General features: G+C 38.6%; 15 protein-coding genes. 1 reads left to right on the forward strand and 14 read right to left on the reverse strand.

Annotated elements, in window-relative coordinates; genetic code table 11:
• Positions 1 to 51 precede the first annotated feature (51 nt).
• From AC4QJR_RS19120 to AC4QJR_RS19140, 5 genes are all read right to left on the reverse strand, one after another.
• Complete coding sequence (locus tag AC4QJR_RS19120) at positions 52 to 759, reverse strand: anthrax toxin lethal factor-related metalloendopeptidase (protein WP_496523885.1); 708 nt, start codon at positions 757 to 759, stop codon at positions 52 to 54.
• Between the two features lie 130 nt (positions 760 to 889).
• Entirely contained in the window at positions 890 to 1,468 is a 579-nt protein-coding gene (locus AC4QJR_RS19125; protein WP_375374983.1) for a TerD family protein, read from the reverse strand.
• Positions 1,469 to 1,503: 35 nt separating this feature from the next.
• A complete protein-coding gene (locus tag AC4QJR_RS19130; RefSeq protein WP_098571951.1) occupies positions 1,504 to 2,115 on the reverse strand; it encodes a TerD family protein in 612 nt (203 codons plus the stop codon).
• Between the two features lie 29 nt (positions 2,116 to 2,144).
• Entirely contained in the window at positions 2,145 to 3,248 is a 1,104-nt protein-coding gene (locus AC4QJR_RS19135) for a toxic anion resistance protein (RefSeq protein WP_496523886.1), read from the reverse strand.
• Between the two features lie 3 nt (positions 3,249 to 3,251).
• The gene (locus AC4QJR_RS19140) at positions 3,252 to 4,889 is read right to left on the reverse strand and encodes a YceG family protein (protein ID WP_496523887.1); all 1,638 of its coding nucleotides are present in this window, start codon (positions 4,887 to 4,889) and stop codon (positions 3,252 to 3,254) included.
• A gap of 218 nt (positions 4,890 to 5,107) precedes the next feature.
• Between AC4QJR_RS19140 and AC4QJR_RS19145 the strand changes: the two genes are divergently transcribed.
• Complete coding sequence (locus tag AC4QJR_RS19145) at positions 5,108 to 5,359, forward strand: hypothetical protein (RefSeq protein WP_098571948.1); 252 nt, start codon at positions 5,108 to 5,110, stop codon at positions 5,357 to 5,359.
• Here the strand turns inward: AC4QJR_RS19145 and AC4QJR_RS19150 are convergent.
• From AC4QJR_RS19150 to AC4QJR_RS19190, 9 genes are all read right to left on the reverse strand, one after another.
• Positions 5,349 to 6,149, reverse strand: coding sequence for an HAD family hydrolase (locus tag AC4QJR_RS19150; protein WP_098571947.1), 801 nt, complete (start codon positions 6,147 to 6,149; stop codon positions 5,349 to 5,351). The genes AC4QJR_RS19145 and AC4QJR_RS19150 overlap by 11 nt on opposite strands.
• A complete protein-coding gene (locus AC4QJR_RS19155; protein ID WP_098571946.1) occupies positions 6,146 to 7,267 on the reverse strand; it encodes a cysteine protease StiP family protein in 1,122 nt (373 codons plus the stop codon). Before AC4QJR_RS19155 ends, AC4QJR_RS19150 begins: the two co-directional genes overlap by 4 nt.
• Positions 7,248 to 8,624, reverse strand: a complete 1,377-nt coding sequence (locus AC4QJR_RS19160; protein WP_496523888.1) for a phosphoribosyltransferase family protein — start codon at positions 8,622 to 8,624, stop codon at positions 7,248 to 7,250. The genes AC4QJR_RS19155 and AC4QJR_RS19160 overlap by 20 nt, the downstream gene beginning before the upstream one ends.
• Positions 8,575 to 9,762 (reverse strand): HpcH/HpaI aldolase/citrate lyase family protein, encoded by a 1,188-nt coding sequence (locus tag AC4QJR_RS19165; RefSeq protein WP_496523889.1) that lies wholly within the window; start codon positions 9,760 to 9,762, stop codon positions 8,575 to 8,577. The genes AC4QJR_RS19160 and AC4QJR_RS19165 overlap by 50 nt, the downstream gene beginning before the upstream one ends.
• A gap of 75 nt (positions 9,763 to 9,837) precedes the next feature.
• The gene (locus AC4QJR_RS19170; RefSeq protein ID WP_251456857.1) at positions 9,838 to 10,623 is read right to left on the reverse strand and encodes a TerC family protein; all 786 of its coding nucleotides are present in this window, start codon (positions 10,621 to 10,623) and stop codon (positions 9,838 to 9,840) included.
• 80 nt (positions 10,624 to 10,703) lie between these two features.
• Positions 10,704 to 11,285, reverse strand: a complete 582-nt coding sequence (locus AC4QJR_RS19175) for a TerD family protein (protein WP_026563843.1) — start codon at positions 11,283 to 11,285, stop codon at positions 10,704 to 10,706.
• A 100-nt stretch (positions 11,286 to 11,385) separates the two neighbouring features.
• Positions 11,386 to 11,979 carry a YpjP family protein gene (locus AC4QJR_RS19180; RefSeq protein WP_098571942.1) on the reverse strand — a complete coding sequence of 198 codons (594 nt, stop codon included), beginning with the start codon at positions 11,977 to 11,979 and terminating at the stop codon, positions 11,386 to 11,388.
• A 210-nt stretch (positions 11,980 to 12,189) separates the two neighbouring features.
• A complete protein-coding gene (gene ltrA, locus AC4QJR_RS19185) occupies positions 12,190 to 13,623 on the reverse strand; it encodes a group II intron reverse transcriptase/maturase (protein WP_496523769.1) in 1,434 nt (477 codons plus the stop codon).
• Positions 13,624 to 14,301: 678 nt separating this feature from the next.
• On the reverse strand, positions 14,302 to 14,736 hold the full coding sequence (locus AC4QJR_RS19190; RefSeq protein WP_098571941.1) for a BrxA/BrxB family bacilliredoxin: 435 nt from the start codon (positions 14,734 to 14,736) through the stop codon (positions 14,302 to 14,304).
• Positions 14,737 to 14,762: the final 26 nt, after the last annotated feature.

Below are 14,762 nucleotides of genomic sequence, written 5' to 3' on the forward strand. Positions count from 1 at the left end.
GACAACTCCCTTATCTGCACATATTCATCTATTTTAACAATCAAAATCTAATTAGTGAAGCGATAGCTGTTTCATAAATTGAAATGTTTTCGGTGCTTTCATCCGTAATAGTTCTTTTGAATCAGAATTTAAAAAGTACAGCGCGAATGACTCTGCAAAATATTCCTCTGGATATTGAAAATAGCTGTTTCCTGGAAATAATTGTTCATGTTCATTTTCCACCAAATTCATAAATTCTTTCGAACCACTAATTTCATTGAACACATAGTGATCGATGGAATGCGCCAGTTCATGTAATTCTAAATTTATCGAACCGTGTCCTTGTCCTTTATCGCTCGCACCGATTTTAACTAATACCACTTTAGAACCACCAATTCCAGGGACATCATCCCAGGTTACATTATTGGTATACCCCCTAGGAATTTTCCCTTTCAGGTGACTTGCCGTTGGATTATCCGTAAGTTTTCCAGTAAATAATTTCATGCTGATTCCGTTATTAATTATTTTTTCTAATATAGAGTCAGGAATCGAGTCAATTCGGTTAATTATTTCTGCTGCTTCTTTTTGATCAAAACCTTGCTTAGGTAAGACAATAATTTGATCGAGGAGTGATAATGATTGATTGACTTTAAGTGATTGGTAGAGCAGAGAATTCGTAGAATAATCACCAAGCAAAACACCGGCACCAGAAGCCTGCGAAGTAGTGATTGATGATAGAAACAAACCAGCGATTAATACTGAAACGATAGTTTTTCGCACCCTATCATCCCCTTGTCATTCATAGATTACTTGAATTATAACATGGGAACACGAATGCGGTTTCAGAAAATTATATGGAATTACTGGATAAAAAAAGGGAAGAAGCTGCCATAACGGCAGCTTCTTCAAGTTACACTTCTAAACCATAATTTCGGCAAAGGGCTGCTAATCCACCAGCAAAACCACTGCCAATTGCGTTAAATTTCCAATCACCATTATGACGATAAAGTTCACAAAATACCACAGCTGTTTCGACGGAAAAGTCCTCGCCAAGATCAAAGCGCAATACCTCATTCTCCGTTTCTTCATCAACAAGACGGACAAAAGCGTTAGAAACTTGACCGAAATTCTGAAATCTTGCATCCGCATCATGAATGGTTACTGTAATGGCGATTCGCTGTATATGTGATGGAACTTTACTGAAGTCAATCTTGATCTGTTCATCATCGCCGTCACCTTCACCTGTTCGATTATCTCCTGTATGTTCAACCGAACCTGAAGGGTGGACGAGTTGATTGTAAAAAATAAAGTCCGAATCGTTAACGACTCTTCCATTCGCATCAGCTAAAAACGCCGATGCATCCAAGTCAAAGTCATTTCCGCCATGATAACGATTTGTATCCCAGCCTAGGCCCACTATTACTTTCGTTAAGCCTGGGTTTGTTTTTGTTAAATCAATCCTTTGCCCTTTAGACAAGTTAATGCCCATAAGGAATCACCTCTATTCGAACGTTTTAACGATACTTAACTAAAGGAACGAACGACTTCACTAAGGCTTGCTGCATTTGTCCCACTTCCAATAGCTGCAAACTTCCATTCATTGCCGTGACGATAGATTTCTCCTGTCACAAGGCAAGTTAAACCGCTGTAATTGTCTGTTAGGTTGTAGTGAAGTAACTCTTGATTATTTCCTGGATTTACGACCCTGATAAATGCATTTTTAATCATTCCAAAATGCTGCTTCCTCTTAACACAGTCATAAATATTTACAACGAAAACAAGTTTCTGAATATTGGCCGGAACACGGCTTAAATCGATCATTACCTGCTCGTCATCGCCGTCACCATCGCCTGTTAGATTATCTCCTGAGTGTTGTACACTGCCATCGTTGCTTCGCAAGTTTCCAAAGTATACAACATCCTTGTTGTTTTGAAGCTTATCGTTTGCGCCCAGCATAATTACTGAGGCATCACAGTCCACATTAGCTGCACTGCCGCCGCCAAACAAACCTCCGAATAAGCCGCCGCCACCGCCGCTTTGAACTGGATCCCATCCTAAACCGACCATGATTTTAGATAATCCCGGATTGCTTTTTGTTAAATCCACACGCTGACCTTTTTGTAAATTGATAGCCAATTTAATCACTCCTATTAAAAATTTTTATATTAAGATTGTTTCAATTTTTTAAAGTTATCTTGCAGCTGCTCTAAACGTTTGGTGCCTTCAGCCCGCATTCGTTTATTTTCTTCTTCAATAGCCTTGGTTTCCTGCATACCCTTTATGATAATGTTCCACGATTCTTCAATCGTCTCAATTTTAATACTTGGACCACCAGCTAATCTCGCAATATCGGTACTTTGCTGCGAAATGTTCTGCGCATTCTTAAGAAGCATTTCGTTTGTCCTGCGGTCTAATTCACTCATCGAATCAGCCACTAGCTTTTGTCTTTTTGCTGCCATCGCTTGAATTAACCCATTCTTAAAAATCGGAATGGTCGTGACGAATGCCGAATTAATTTTGCCAATCAGTTTTGTATTTCCTCTTTGTAAAAGGCGAATTTGAGGAGCAGTTTGCAGAGCCACCATTTTTGCCATTTCCAGATCATAGATGCGCTGTTCCAATAACTCAATCACATTTTTGAGCGAGTCCAATTGCATGGAGGCCATCTGATCCCCGGCTGCTGTCCGGGCTTCAAGCTGTGGAAGTTGATTATTCTTTAATTCCTCTACTTTTATTTCACCCGCAACAATATATTTTTCAAGTGTCAAATAGTATTGATAGTTTTGCTCATACATTTGTTCAAGCATATTGGTTGAATCAACCATTTCATGCTGATATTTGGATATTTCTATGTATACCTTATCAATTTCAGACCCCATCGTTTGGTACTTGCCGAACAGCTTTTCGACCATCTTTTCACCCTTTTTGAAAAGCTTTCCGAAAAGTCCGCCTGACGTCTTTTGAAAGTCCTTTGCATCAAACTTATCCATGATGCGGCCCAGTTGTTTAAGAAGTTCCCCTGAGTCCTCTACTTTCGTTGTCCGCATATTATTTAATATCTGGTCAGAAAAACGGGAAATTTGAACAGCAGGTTCCTTCCCAAACTCTAACACTTGAATTTGGTCACGTTCATCAATCGTCCGGGCCAAATTTTGAATTTCAGGTTCTTTTCGAAGCGCAAGTTTAATGTCAGAGACTTTTGTTTCTGTAAGGATGTCATCTGCACCTGCTGGCGTTAAGCTGCTTGATGGATTAGGCGTAAGATTCACTTATTAATCTCCCCTTAAATTTTTTAAGATTCCTTGGAAAAGCCCTTTTTTGAAAATGGAGGGTTCCTTAAACTCCAATTCAAAAACAACATCTTCGAGCCAATGCTTATCAAATAACCGTTCGTCAAGAAAATTTTCAATATCATTATGGCCAGGAGGATTATACAGGATGATATCAATCCCAAATTGATTTAAAAGTAAAAGCAGAGCTGCATCAGATCTTGACAGCATACCGGCCATTTCATTATTGAAAATGATTAACTTCGGAACATGTTGGGAGTAGTCAAATTTCTCAATCAACTGAATAATCGGTTTAGGCATAAACAAGGCCTGGGTAAATAAATACATTTTTACGTCTTCTATCGTTTCCGTTGGCAGGGGCTTTAAACCTGGTTTATTACATATTCTTCTGACTGCGTTAGCAATTCCTTTTTGTAAGCCGGTGGAAAGGAATGAGTAGGGCCAATAATGTGACTTCATCATGATTTCAGGGTTAATCAAGCCGTCCTTACCGTGGGCATTTCGATAATGAAAGCGAAAGTCACTCGTGCTTTCCATCGTGATTGGCAAACGTCGAATCAGTAAACTATGTTCTAATTCACTCAGTGATTGCAAGCGGTCCCAGTACTCTTTACGATTCTTACTCACTCCCTGAACCTTAGCAAAGATGGAAGGAATTTTAACTTGTCCGTTCCCTACCTCAAAATCAGGCCGAATCATTGCTATTTCTTTGCCAAGGATAAAAAGTTCATCATACGTGGTTTTTAACGTAATTGAAGACGGTGTGTAATCCCTTAATTGCCATGGCTTGTAAAGGCCAGAACCCTCTTGGTTTAAAATGGTCTCAAGTTCTTTAGAGGCTCGGTAAGCAACCGTTGCTTTACGCGTGCGCTTTGCCTTAGGGAATGGTTCTGCAGGGATCCGATTAGGGTATCCATGAGAGAATATCGGCTCATTCATCATCCCTTCTAAGATATCCTTACCTTCTGGGTGGAAAATGACCAGATCACAGCCTAGCTTTATTAAATAATATAAAAAATATTGATGACTTTTCTTAAAATCGCCATACCACAAAAATTTTGGCATTTCTTTTTGTGGATCGCACTTTTCCAAAACTGGCTCTAAATGATTGATAGACCATTTCACTAGATCAACCAGGACCCGTCTTAAATCATGGTTGACTAAACCGTCTTTTTCAATCTTCGCGAACATCTCTAATGTTGCAATCATCGCTTCGCGCAGTTTCCGATGAATAACTGGGACCCTGGATTTCAACAATAGCTGTTCCCCTTCAAGAAAAGCTGTAAATCGGTTGATGGACAGCCTTTGTTCTCGATGGATATTGATAACTTTTTGAATGGATTGAAAGTGGTGGTTATTAATCGTTTTATCCAGTGACTCTTCACTTAATAAATGCAGATTCCATTCTGGAATATTCACATAATCAAAGAGCTGGTTATAATAGTGGTCCTGGTCAATAGGTATTCCAAGGAACTTCCCAATTACTTGCCCAATGTGAATGGTGCCATTTTCTAATGAATAAAATGGCCGCTCTGGCAGTGGCTTCTTCAGCAAAGCCTGCCAATTTTCATATGAAAGGGCGACAGGTTGGGCCTTTAACTGATTATATGATGGATTCATTCATAATCCCTTCCCTCTAGAAGCGAAAGCTTTTTTTTCAAGCGTTTAGAAAATTATGTAAGGTTTCCATAACATCATATCACAGTTATTTAATTGGTTCATTTGTTTATACGAAACTCCTTAAAAAATGTTTCATACAACATGTATTTCCCTAATTCTTCACCTTTTTCCTTGTCCTTACATACTATTGAGTACTCACACTAAAGTAGGTGACTCAAATGCGTTTTTTATATAAGCGGCCGCGGATGGAGCAGATACAAGAGGAATTGGATACCGTTATGGATGTAATGGTTTCAGATGTTTTTGTTTATCTAGATTTATTTGTTTTCAGTTTCATCTTTACGTTTCTACTATCTCCAATATTGCAATCATTAGCCTTGTCAGTCCTATTCTGCTTAGGAACGTATAGTTTATTTTCCTGTGTTTATTTTTTCGTTATTACCCGAAAAGAGAAAAAAATTAAACTGTAAGACGAAGCAGTTGTAGAAATTGCAGGATAATCTCCTCCCCTGCACCGATCCCCTTATTTTTTGTCAGAGTATAATCATTGGTGCCTGACACCCTTGCCAGTTCCCCGTGGGCCGGGACAAAACGATAGTGGCAGTTTTTCAGAAAGTCCCAATCTAGTATGGAGTCCCCCGCACCAGCAATTACTTTCATTCCTTCTCGTTTTGAGATATATTCAAGTGCGTCTCCTTTGCTAATTGCTCGAGGGATAAAGTAGAGTTTTCTCCCTTGTAAGGAGATTCTCCATCCATTTAGAACTGCCACTTTATGAATCACTTGGAGATCAGAAGCAGGTGGAAGACTGTTTAAGATGAAATAGAAAAATAAATTTTCTGCCTGCTTCATTTGCCCATCAAATTGAAAACTTTCCTTTTTTAACTTAGCAAGCAGTTCCTTTTGGGTAACTGATTCCTCCGTCATACGGTTGATAATATGTGCTGACCACTCTTTCAACAACATACCCTGATAAATGATATTGGCCCCATTTGAAGTGATTGCATATTTAATTGCAATGTCATCCTTAAAAATATGAAAACGGTTAAATTGTTCCGTTGTCCTTGTGGTAACTGGAATAAATAAACTATTCATTGCTAACTCTTTTAATGCTGAAAAGGATGTTTCAGTCATATAGGCAACCCAGTTATCGTCTTTTCTTTCAACTGGTTTAAGAAGGCTTGGATCATCGTTACCTAGATCCTCAATCGCCCGGTTTGAATAAACCAATGTACGGTCAAGGTCAGATGCAAAAATCATACATTACTCTCCTTAACCGATTTAATTAAGCCGCAGCATAAATACTTTAAGTTTGGATATGGTACGACTTCTACTCCCTTTTCTTCTGCGAGCATAAGAATATGTTTGACGAATGGACTTGAAGGATCACGCATCAGAATTTTCCATGGAACCCTGCGAAGTAATACTCTCGTTGTTTCGCCAACCCCTGGTTTAATAAAATGAGGGCTCCCAATTCCAAATTCAGTTTGAATTCGTTTGACGTCCTCCATCCCTAGGAATCCCGTTTCTATTCTTTCGTCAACCATGTTTCGAGCGACCTCAGCAGCTTCCACAGAAATGGTTCCAAATTCCTTACTAATCAAATCAATATATTGATTTGAAACATCGATGGGAATCAATTCCTGGTAATACTTAGCTCCATGGAAATCATCCTTGCCGATATATAGATCATTTAAAACGGTTCTGCTTACCAACCCAGATACGGTTGAGTTAAGACAAGCGCTTGGGATTAAAAAATCTTCCCTTGTTCCAAACAATGTCGTGCAGTAGCCGGGATCAGCAATAACTGCCAATGTGTCATCCAGTGAGACCCCGTATTTTTTTTTGTACTCGTGACAGGCTTTTGTCAATTCTTTCGAAATGGCCCCCTTACCTGTCCATCCATCAACAAACTGAATTTCAGCATTAGGGTGTTGAGTTAAAATGTAATTCAAGGCATTTTCATCGATCCCTCTATCACGAATGATAGATATACTATAATGCGGCACTGAAACATGGTAGTTCAAGTGTATATATCTTTTTATCAAAATTCCAACCGGTGTTCCTGCACGTGCAAGGGACACGAGCACAGTCTTATCACCTTTCGATTGATAGATTCGTTCGGCCACAATCCCAATGCATAAGGCCACTTTTTTCTTATACTCCTTGAGAGTGGACCAGAATAATTCCACATAGGCATTTGGCGGCTGGTACTCGATAGGTAACGATTCACTGTAGTGAACACCTGATTGAACCTTCATTTCTCGATTCTCTGTGGTATCCTCTAGAGAAATCTCACTTAAATCCTTTAATAGAAATTGAACGTCCTCCGCTTTATAACTTCCGATGCTTGCTGGTTTATTGGTTGTGCTTTTCATTTTGTTCCCCTCGATTATTAGAAAAATAGACGAGCCTAATCATCTTTATTTGTAATTTCTCTAGTTCTTTCAGAAGCGGCTGTAAACTCTCTAATTCTACTTTTCTTTCCATGAAAACAAATAATTCATCGTAGAATCCTGGAGGGATGTTGTAAACAAAGTGTGTAATCGATAGGGCTTCCGGATTTGGAAAAGATACACCGAACCTTGCCCCATAACCCACTTTGTTTTCGATGAAGATAGGGCTGCGGGTGGTCGATTGATAAAATACCCCATTGCCCATGAGAGATGCGAGTTTCATGGGAAGATACATAAACTCTCCCGTTCCTAAGCAAAGAGTCTTATTCCCCGATCTTTTTTGATTCAATTTCGCCGCAGCTAGAGAGGCTATATGGTGAAGATTATTATTTTCTGAACTACTCAGACCAAATCGACCTGTTTCGTAAATAAATGCTGATTGATTCATTGGGTTATCCACTGATAAGGTTGTTTTCGAAAAAAAAGAAGATATGTCAACCCATTCTACGGTTGCCTTGGCATACTTTTTCCTTTCGGTGATTGGCGAGTGGTTTGCTATTTCTCGCATCTGCTTCACCTGTACCTTACCCGTTATCAAACTTACGACATTAATTTTTATACCAAGTTCCTGTTGAAACTGTTGAAATCTTTTTCGATCTTGTTCTGAACGCCAATCCAAAATGGAAACGATCGTATAAACACGTCTCGGGAATTTATTATGAATGGATTTGATAATATTTAAGGCCGTTTTACCAGTGGTCAATTCATCATCAACAAGGATTATTTCTCGTTCATTTTGAATCATCTCTAACGGAATATAGCAGCGGTGGGATGTTGCATGAGAATGCTCTTCTTCAAAGGTAATTTCCGGTCTCATCTGCTTGATTTCTTCCCGAGTGGTATGGAAATATTCGGCGTTTTGAAAACAATCAAAGAAGGCATGCCCCAGCGCTGTGGCCGTTTCAGCAAAGCCAATCACAACTGGACTAACATGTGTAGGAATAAACGCCCTACTCTTGTATATTTCTTCTCTATAAAATGAGGTTAATAGTTTCTCCGTTTCTACATATTTGATTCCCTGAACCATTTCTAAATATCTGGCACCTAGGAGGGCAGCAGTCAACAGCCCTTTATGGGGATTTATCGGGATATGTTTACCAAGCACCTTACTTACGAAAAGGAACGAACGCTTCTTATTTATCCTTGCCGCCATGGTAAATAACTCTTGGATGGATAACTCATACGGATTTTTAGTCACTTCTATCTCGGTTTCAATCGATTCTAAAATATTATACGTATACTTCTTTTTTGATAAGGTCGATGGTTGTGAATTCTTCATGCAGCACCCCGTATAACTTTGATTTTAAGATGGTTTTCTTAGCCCAATAATAGTGAGGTTTAATCTCATTCATTTTATTTTCAAAATTACTTTTCATTACACCAATTTCCCCTGTTGCTGCTGCAATGATATTGCTGGCATCAATGAATTCTTCGTAGGAAACCACATTAAGGGCTTGAACGACTTTGATATGTGTGGGATGGATGATCGTTTTTCCAGTTAGCCCGTTTGCGATATCCATGAGGATTTCCTGAATTAATCCATCCATATGATCATCAATTAACCTCGCCCGCCATTTCAGCCCTTCATCGCCATACCTTTCACGAAAAGGGGTTTGCCTTAACTGTGGTTTGAGCATTCTTTTTTTCGAAGAAAAATACTCCCAGACAGGACCAGAAACAACGTAAGGACTGTCAAAACGTTGAAAGACATTGATTATGTCAGAAATGCAATCTCTCAAAACAGCAATATCATACACCGTTGTATCTGCACTTCGGCGTATTCCATATAATCCACTAAAATCGGTCGCCCCAATCCGGACATTTAGAATATGTTCCTTGAAGCGATCAAGCAGGTTTTTTATACTTATTAATTCTTCCATTCTTGATTCTTTTTGGATGACCTTAGCTGTCTCCAAAACCGGCATAGCATAAAATGGATGCTGCTTAGTATGAACTCGACTTACCTCTAATAATAGTTCTTCACCTGTTTCGGCGCTGAATTTTGGAAGCACTACCCCTGTTAGAAGATGAATGGCATCAGTTAATTGACCGGTTACCCTTTTAAACTGCTCGAGATTTCGAATTCTGATAAACATTAGTGGGAGATCCCTATAGCTTAGGAATCCCTTATTCATTTCTGCATGTAACATTACCAACTCATGGATGAGCATTGCCTCCGCATCCATTACCTCGTGATCCCCTACGGCATCTTCCAAGTCGATGACAAGAGAGGTTAATCCTTCATGCTTTTTAGATAATATTTCTTGATGAATATTAGGGCGTGTTGCTGGCATATAAAGAGTAGCTCCCAAACCATAGGATAGGAGTTCGAGGTTAGAATATTTAGTAAATGTCTGCGGTTTTTGATAGAAGAAGCGTTTAATTTCATCCTCGTAAAAGTATGTAAAAAATTCCATAACCAATTTCTCCTCTTTTAAAGCTAAAAAATAGAGGAGACGGACTCTCGTCAGCTCCCCTTTTTAATCAATAGTTTATGATTGGTTTTGTTTACTGGCTTCTTTCTTTTTATTCATGAAGTGAACAATAAAGGTAGCGCCAAATGTTATAGCGAGAATGATAAAGAAATGTAATGATTCAATATGAATGTTAAATAACGGTAAAGTTAATGCCATCTTAATAGAAATAATCAGGATTAAGATATAAGCAGTGGTTTCAAGTTCTGGAATTCTGTCAATTAAGGTAAGGAATACACCAGCGACACCTCGCATCATTAACACACCGAGGATACCACCTACAAACAGAATCCAAACTTGGTTGCTGACCCCAAATGCAGCAAGAACGCTATCGACGGAGAAAGCAATATCCATTAATTCAACAGCTGCTACGGTTCCCCAGAAAGTACCAAATAAACGGATTAGTAAGCCACCTTGATTAATTCCTTCTGCTTCCTCTTCATCATGACCAGTATCGCCTTTTCGCTTATCGATGAAATACTTAATCGCTAACCAAGCAAGATACGCAGCCCCAAGAGCTTTGATGACCCAAAACTTGATTAAGTATACTCCAATTCCAATTGCGATAAATCGGAATATATATGCTCCTAATAAACCGTAAAACAAAGCTTTTTTCCGCTTTTGAGGCTCCAAGTGTTTCACCATTACGGCTAAAACAAGAGCATTATCTGCAGAAAGCAAACCTTCTAAAATAATAAGTGTTCCAATAAGTCCCCAGCTGACCGGATCTACTAATATCTTACCCCACATATCTAAATCAAAAAATTGTGCATATGTGTCCAAGATATGATTAATAACTGACATTTAGAATAATTCCTCCCAAGTTGTTAAGAAAGTTTTTGTAAAAAGACCCAGTATCAAACTGGATCTTTTACAATTAATAATTAACCAATTTGTAAGCCGAAGTCTGTAGCAAGTGCTGCTAATCCGCCTTGATAACCGCTGCCGATGGCACTGAACTTCCATTCACCATTGTGGCGATATAATTCACCGACAACAATGGCTGTTTCAATCGAGAAGTCCTCACCTAAATCATAGCGAATCAATTCTTCCCCATTAGCTTCATTATAGATACGGGCATAGGCATTTGAAACCTGTCCAAAGTTTTGGTTTCTGCTATCGGCATCATGAATTGTAATAGTAAAAGCAATGCGTTGAATATTAGCAGGAATCGTTGTAAGATTTACTTTTACACCCTCGTCATCACCATCGCCAGCGCCTGTTCGATTATCACCAGTATGTACTACAGCACCATTTGCCCCTTGAGGATTATTATAGAAAATAAAGTCAGTTTCATTCGTTACTTTCCCATTTTCCCCCAATAAGAAAACGGAAGAATCTAGGTCAAAATCATTGCCGCCATCATATTTGTTCGTGTCCCAACCTAGTCCAACGACCACATTTGTTAATCCTGGATTGGTTTTTGTTAAATCAACTTTCTGACCTTTTGATAAACTTACTGCCATTTTTCATTCCTCCAATTTAAGTAATAGTCTATTTACGAGTTTGTCATAAAAAGGTTTCAATTATTATAATAAATTTTTTTTGTGCTTATTAGCAAATCACTTAACTCATCCATTTGGGTGGTGTATTTTTAGCCCAATAAATGGCGCCCAATTCATGGTGGTTCTGAAAATCATCGTGATAGGTGTGATAATGAAAATTAAACCAGTAGCCTTCTTGTGGCGGATTATCCCGTCTCACATGGAAACGAAGGACATCTTTATCAGTACCTCGATTTTTAATATTAAATATTTTCTCCGAATGGCCTGCTCCGGGTTGTTCTGTAATAGTGAGATTTTTTAAATCTTCTTCAGGAAATTGAATGGCCATATCCTCAAGCGCACTTTCGATATTCGGTAAAATAATTTCTTTGAATTCATTTTCGATGACAGGTTTTATTTTGGTACCAAATTTCTGATAAGACTGGATTTCTGCTTGTTTCATCAGATCTTCTATAAATTTGTCTCTATTAAACTCGGATTCTTCCTCAAAATTGTTCAGTTGTCCATATGCATTTTCTGTTGACGGCGATTCAAACGTATCAAGATCGGTGAAATTCTCTGCTTTTATATGGTCCATTAATTGTGTTGGTGTAACAAGTCCAAATGTTAAAACGGATACTAGTACAAATAACGTTTTACGGACCCAATTATTCATTATTAATCACCTTATTCTTTATCAATTTTCTATTATTATTTCAAATTAGTTACTATAAAAATATTATACTGCTTTTTTCATATAATTGGAAAAATTTCCGTCTTCAACACAAAAAAAAATAAAGTAGGGAAACCTTTCTCAAGGCTTCCCCCTTATCAAACCGTACGTGCCCTATTAAGGCATACGGCTTACCAAATGTTACAATGTTTATCAAGAGGATGCGTTCCAGGCATTTTGCATCTTTTGAAGTCGGTGAGGAGAATAATATTCCTCACCTTTTGCTTTTGAACGTTTGATGCTGTTTTGAAGGTCCCTTTTTGCTTTACTAGTCATTTCGTTTAAATACTGTTCCTTTGTGTACCCATATGCTTTATTTAAATAGAGCCAATATGTGGGAATCAGATTAATTTTGAGAAAGAAGGCTTTACTCCAAAGACTACGCATCTTCCTCTCTTTTCTTTGCGAGGGATGATTATGAATAAAAGCCACCCTTAGTCTTTTTCTTATGTAACCATCTAGAGAAGAAAGGGTTCTTCGAACCCACCTTGTAATACAATGGTTTGAAATCCCTAATTTTATATTTCCTTTTACTGCATCAACTACAGTTAGGTAGTAATTGACTTTCCCCCTGATTATAGGGTTAACACGTTCAATCCACTCTTCCTTACTCAATGTAAGTGTTTTGCGTGTCTTTTCCTTTATCTTAAGACGAAAGTCTTTAATGGATTCTTCCTTTGGTGTTACATGAAAGACAGGCTTTTTGTCTTTCTTTCCTTCTCTCCAATGGTGAAATGTAAAGCCAAGAAAATCGAAATCGTCTTTCTTAAAATCTACTATTTTTGTCTTTTCTTTAGAAATTTCTAGTCCGAGTTCTTTTAACTTATCCTTGGTTATTACGGCAGCCTTCTTAATATCCTCTTTTGTTTTAGCAAATAGTAGAAAATCATCTGCATAACGGACAAATCGTATCCCGTTTAAATCCCATTCCCAATCCATTTCGTTTAGATAGACATTGGCAAGGAGAGGTGAAATGACACCACCTTGAGGTGTCCCGTAATCAGAATGAATGGTTTTCCCCTCTTCCATATGCCCAGCTTTGAGCCATTTCTCAATCATATTAAGGACCGTACGGTCCGATACATATTTCCTTAATACTAGAAGGAGATTATTATGAGGTATGTTATCAAAGAATCCTTTAATATCACAATCGTAAATATGATTATAACCAGATTCTATGTTCCATAAAATTAATTGTAACGCTCGTTTGACTCCACGATTTGGACGGTAACCCACTGACCAATTGTGAAAGAGCATATCTTCGAATTTTGGTTGTAATACGTTTACCACACTCTGTTGCACAATACGGTCTTCTATCGTAGGGATTCCAAGAGGACGCCTCTTACCATTCTTCTTGGGAATGTATACTCTTTTTACTGGTTGAGGTTGATACGATTTTGCCCTTAATTTGTTAAGGAGGATTTGAATGTTCTCATCTAATTTAGCTTCATAACTTTCAATGGTTTCTCCGTCAATCCCACCTACACCTTTGTTTTCTTTTACTTTAAGAAAACTTTCGGTTAATTTACGGTCAAATAAGAGTTGTCCATATACACTATGTAATTTCATTTTCCACTCTTGATTCATTGCATATTCCACGCCTTTCCTTGATGTACATTCAAACGGTTTTACCGCAGTAACATGATTGTTGGCATTACATCTTGTTCATGGCTTGGAGCCATAGGTTATTCCCCTTCCGTTCACTCGATGTTCTGGTCATCAAGTTACTCCCGTACTATGAGAATGTCTGACTACTCCACCTGTTCTTTGTCACTTCGGATTACCCTTATAGACTAGAACCCTGCCTGTTCGGTAAGGTGGAGTCCTCACGGGGTCATCGCATTTCCCTTCTAAGCATACCCTGCACCATCACGCTATAAGTTACATTTTCTCGTTCTGACTTCTGAGGAAAATGTCTCCTGAGTGGGCTTCCTTACTCTTCGAAAAGTCGCCAACTTATCTCGCCGCCGTGCTTCACACTTATTGCATTAGGGTCTACCTATTCGCTTACGGGTCTCTCGACTTTCCGCATCTCCTTCAGACAACACCTCACGGTGTTGCCCTAGATTAAGCTTCCCAAGCTAGGTCAGTCTCCTTGGGTATGGATTTTCACCATCTGGGATTCCTATTCATTATCCTCACCAAGTCGTTTCACCGAGATGACGTCTCTTTCAGATAATGAAAAAGAAGAGTGTCGACTGAGTCAACACTCTACGCGACTGCCCGTCGCACAAAGAGGATGTCGGCTGACATCCTAATTAATAATTAACAATGGGCTTCGAATGCCCCAAGTAAATTATGCATTACTGATTCCATCGGCATTCCTTCAATATCATGTCTTGGAATAAAATGAACAACTTGTTTATCTTTTAATAATGCCATTGAAGGAGATGATGGTTCAATTCCTTCAAAATACTCACGCATTTTTGCGGTTGCTTCTTTATCCTGTCCAGCAAACACGGTTACGATATGATTCGGTTTTTTCTCGCTATTTAGGACAGCTTGAGTTGCCGCAGGACGAGCCAACCCAGCCGCACAACCGCATACGGAATTTACGACAACAAGCGTTGTACCACTCACATTTTCCATAAATTGTTCTACCTCTTGTGCTGTTGAGAGCTCTTCAAAACCAGCTCTTGTTAATTCTTCACGCATCGGTAAAACCATTTGTTTCATATATTCTTCATATGCATTTGACAATTTTAATCACTCCGTTTCGGTTCATA

This window comes from Neobacillus sp. BP17 (assembly GCF_059579525.1).